Origin of the sequence: Thermosulfurimonas sp. (genome assembly GCF_015491435.1) — a bacterium.
In the GTDB taxonomy this organism is placed as follows: domain Bacteria; phylum Desulfobacterota; class Thermodesulfobacteria; order Thermodesulfobacteriales; family Thermodesulfobacteriaceae; genus Thermosulfurimonas_A.
This window is the reverse complement of sequence record NZ_WFVX01000143.1, coordinates 1-4003: the sequence shown is the minus strand read 5'-3', so window position 1 is coordinate 4003 and position 4003 is coordinate 1. Positions and strand designations below refer to the sequence as shown.

The following is a 4003-nucleotide window of genomic DNA, read 5'->3' as shown; positions in this document are numbered from 1 at the left end:
GGCCTCCTCCCCCGGGGGAAAGACGGCTCGAAAACTAATCTCCACTCTTTCGGGTTTCCCCACCGTGAGGATGCGCAGGCGTCCGTTTTCTATCTCCGGACGGATGGGTTTCCCTCCGAGGAGGATGCGGGTTATCCGGAGGTTCTTGACCCGGATCCAGTAAACCCGATTCCGGGGAAGAAGGATGGTGCTTTTCCCGCTAAGGACATGGGCTCCGGGGTCGAGACTTATCCATACCTGGGTGCGCGGAAGCTGACCGGTAGGGGCCGCCTTTGCGGCGTTTAACCAGAAAGAAAGTAGAAAAAGGCTAAGACATAAGATGGGCCACCACTTCCGGAGCCGAAGCGAAGTGAAAATGGATGTAACTGGCAAGAACCTGTCCCCGAGCCCATCCGTAGGTCTCCACCGGTTGCCCCTCTGCATCTTTCACCTCTAGTCCATGAAGATATCCCTTGAGCAACCTACTATACCGGAATTCGTGCCCCCTTGCGAGGGCGCCGCGAAGAGAAGGCGGGGCTTCGGGTCTAAAGCGGACCTCTCGATACCCCAGGGAACGAAGCCTTCGATCCATTACCGCCAGGCCGGGAAGGGCTCCCATCATGGGATAGGCCTTTCCCTGGTGTTCTATAGCTTCGAGGAGAAACATAAAGCCTCCGCATTCGGCAAGAACCGGGCATCCCTCCCGGATCAGCCGCCGGATCGCGGCTCTGAGGTCATCCCTCCGGGAAAGGGTTTCGGCAAAGAGTTCGGGATAGCCCCCTCCCAGATAAAGGGCCTCGGTTTTCTGCGGAAGGGAATCCCGCAGGGGGGAGAAGAAGACCAGTTCGGCCCCGGCCTCGGCAAGGAGATCCAGATTTTCCCGGTAGTAAAAGGAAAAGGCCTCGTCCCGGGCCACGGCCACCACCCTTTTTCGGGGGAAGGGCTTGTCTGCAGAGGGAAGAGAAAGATCAAGGGGCTCAAACAGCGCGGGGAGGTCCACATAATCCTTTATCCGTTCGGCCCAGAGCTCCAGTTTTTCCTCCAGGGATATCTCTTCGGCCTGCACCAGCCCCAGATGTCGTGAGGGAAGTTGAAAGGTTTCCTCCCTCGGAACGACTCCCACCACCGGGACCTCCACCGAAGCCAGGGCCCGGCGCAGGAGGCGTTCGTGTTTGGAACTCCCCACCCCGTTGAGGATTAGGCCCCGGAAACGCAGTCCGGGCTCGAACTCGACCAGCCCCTTTACCAGGGCTGCCGCGGTGGTGGAGAGGCTGCGGGCCGGAAGGATCAGCACCACCGGAAGACCGAGTATTTTGGCCACTTCCGCGGTGGAGGCCCTCACGGTGCCCCCGATCCCGTCGTAAAGACCCATCACCCCTTCCACCACCGCCACCTCTGCGCCCCGCATTCCGCGGGCAAAGCTTTGCAGGAGGGCTTCCCCGGGACAGAAAAAGGAATCCAGGTTGTAGCAGGGACGCCCGGCCGCGGTCTCAAGAAAGCCGGGATCGATATAATCCGGTCCCACCTTGAAGGGGGCCACGCGAAGGCCGCTTCTCACCAGAGCCCGGATCAGAGCACAGGCCAGAACCGTCTTTCCGCTTCCGCTCCAGGCCGCGGCGATCAGGGCCCCGTAATTTCCACCTTGTAACCCACGGAGAGCCATGCTGTTTCGTTGCCGCCGATCCTCTGCCCTACAATTTCGACCGAGTAAAGGTATCCGTCGGTGTAACCGTGCGTATCCACGATCTTACAATAGACACGATAGGTGCCGTAACTCTTCTGCCAGTCCGGATTCTGGACAATATCCGCCGGCGAGGAGTGACTGGTAACCGAGGTTACATCGCTTACAAAGGCCGACCATGTTTCCCGGGAATGGTCACACTTGAAGGTATTAACGATGGTACAATCCTTCAGGGCCTGAAGACACTCCAGGGTTCCTCCCTTGGCCGCTTCCAGGGCGGAGGTATATCTTTTGGACCATCCCGAAAGACGGGACCCATAAAAAATGAGATAGGTAAGCCCCAGGAGCATGACCAGAGCCACCAGGGTAATAATAAGGGTGTAAAGTAGAATGAAACCGCGCTCTGAAGTTGGTCTTTTCATAGCTTAAAATCTTCCAGGTTTAGGGGTTTGACTTTCATTTGAATCAGTTTCCAGCGGTAATATCTGGAAGGCACATTGATATCTTCATAAGTGCCGTCTGGATAGGTGATTCTTACAGTGGAATTCTCCGTAACCTCCGTACGGCTTTTGGTGCCTTCCTGATAAAGAATGTAGAGATCTATCTCCTTAACCTGACTGAAGATATCCGAGGCCGAAAGCGTGGTTAGATCCTTGCTCCATTGATCTATGGTGCCATTCCCGTTGGTGTCCCTCCCGGCAACGATCTGAAAGGCAAATACACAGTCGAGAATAGGCTGCTCGTTCCGGGTCCCGTTATGGGTGATTTCCGCCCGGTAGAGCTCGTAGGTGGAGGGGTTGCATCTTGCCGGAAGGGAATTCGGACGCCGAAGGTAATAATCGACCCGGTTAAAGGGCATTCTGAGGGTTCCGTCGTTAACGCCGAAGAGGAAATAGATCATGGAGGTATTGTTGCCGGTAAAGTTCTTGCAGAATACGTCCCAGGACACCAAGGCCCTGTTAAGATCCAGGACCACGCATTTATCTGCATCCGAAAAATCCTGAGAACTCAAGGAAATCCTTTCCCAGTTACTTCCATTGTAATAGATATAGCCCCATCTTCGGGAGACGGCCTTGTCCAGGTTGGCGGCGGTGGATCGAATGACCAGATAATCGGAATTATTGCAGGTGTTGTCGCCGAGATCCAGGGGCTTAGGCATGCCCGATGGTGCGGTATTGTAGGTGGCAGGAGAGCAGGTGGCATAGGTGTTAGCTTCGTTGTAATTCAGAGTAATACTTACGCTTCTGGGGATGCCGAACCCCGCAAGTTCGATGTCTTTTCGCAGATATTCCAGGGCCATAAGGACCTGAAGATTATTTTCAGCTATTTTTACCTGCTGCTTCTGGGCCCGGAGCAGGCTAATATAGGCCTCATAAAGGGCTCCCAGAGTGAGGAGGGAGACCACTATAGCTACCAGAACCTCGATCAGGGTTAGACCGCGATATTTCTTCATTTTTCGATCACGGTGTTTAATTGATATTCATAACTTTGGCCTTTGAAAGAATAGGTTACCTTTATGGTTACGGAATTGAGTCCGGGGTTGAGAGAAGAATAGTCAGTGGCATTGACATCGAAGCGCACCTTGAAGTTCCGAAAGGTTCGATAAACGGTAGAGGAACAATTTCTTTTATTCCGCAGGTCTTCGGCACATCCCTGGGCGATTTTAATGGCCTCGGTCCGGAGGGTATTCTTCAGATTATGGGTGATATAGATGCTCATGCCCTGAATGAGCCCCAGAAGGATGATCAACATCACCAAAAGGCTCACCAGGACCTCGATAAGGGTATAGCCCCTAGCGGGGGTTACACTGCCCACCTTCCCACCTTCCCATCTTGATCCGGGTATTGCTCACCAGGATGCACGAATATTCGGGGAGAATATTCGTATCCTGGGGACGAATGGTGGTGGTATCCGAGGTAAAGCCTTCCTTGGAAAAGGCCACCTCGGTTCTACCCGAGATATATCTTTCCCTGAATTGCAGGTCCTCCAGGACCTGGAATCCATTCTGATCCTGTAGATCTCCATCGTAATCGGTATCGCATCTTACCTCCGCCGAGTCGAAGGTATTGTTACCTATCACCAGACCGCAGGTGGTCTTGCGGGTAAAGGCCAGATAACGAGCCTCGTTAAGGGCGGAAAAAAGAAGCTGAATTTCCGTGGCGATACGATGTTTTTTAACCATGCCCCGCACCCAGTTAAGACTAAAGCCCGAAAGGACAACAATAAGCGCCAGGACCACCAGGACCTCAAGAAGGGTTAAACCGTAAAGGTGTTTCATTTTTCAAACCAGTAGATGATCTGCCCCTCACGCCCCTGAAAGGGTTTCAGAAACTGGGTGGGGCT

6 protein-coding genes are annotated in these 4003 nt (G+C 54.0%); all 6 read right to left on the bottom strand.

The genetic code is table 11. The annotated features are described in order from the left end of the window. The coding region (locus F8J34_RS06605; protein ID WP_297057404.1) for a hypothetical protein at nucleotides 1–372 on the bottom strand (372 nt) is incomplete at its 3' end. Beyond that, nucleotides 308–1642, bottom strand: coding sequence for a cobyrinate a,c-diamide synthase (locus tag F8J34_RS06600; RefSeq protein ID WP_297057401.1), 1335 nt, complete (start codon nucleotides 1640–1642; stop codon nucleotides 308–310). The genes F8J34_RS06600 and F8J34_RS06605, both read right to left, overlap by 65 nt. Continuing rightward, nucleotides 1600–2082, bottom strand: a complete 483-nt coding sequence (locus F8J34_RS06595; RefSeq protein ID WP_297057398.1) for a hypothetical protein — start codon at nucleotides 2080–2082, stop codon at nucleotides 1600–1602. The genes F8J34_RS06600 and F8J34_RS06595 overlap by 43 nt, the downstream gene beginning before the upstream one ends. After that, entirely contained in the window at nucleotides 2079–3113 is a 1035-nt protein-coding gene (locus tag F8J34_RS06590; RefSeq protein ID WP_297057395.1) for a prepilin-type N-terminal cleavage/methylation domain-containing protein, read from the bottom strand. Before F8J34_RS06590 ends, F8J34_RS06595 begins: the two co-directional genes overlap by 4 nt. After that, nucleotides 3110–3475: a prepilin-type N-terminal cleavage/methylation domain-containing protein gene (locus F8J34_RS06585; RefSeq protein WP_297057392.1), complete on the bottom strand. Its 366-nt coding sequence runs from the start codon at nucleotides 3473–3475 to the stop codon at nucleotides 3110–3112. Before F8J34_RS06585 ends, F8J34_RS06590 begins: the two co-directional genes overlap by 4 nt. Further along, a complete protein-coding gene (locus tag F8J34_RS06580) occupies nucleotides 3453–3938 on the bottom strand; it encodes a prepilin-type N-terminal cleavage/methylation domain-containing protein (protein WP_297057389.1) in 486 nt (161 codons plus the stop codon). The genes F8J34_RS06585 and F8J34_RS06580 overlap by 23 nt, the downstream gene beginning before the upstream one ends. Nucleotides 3939–4003: the final 65 nt, after the last annotated feature.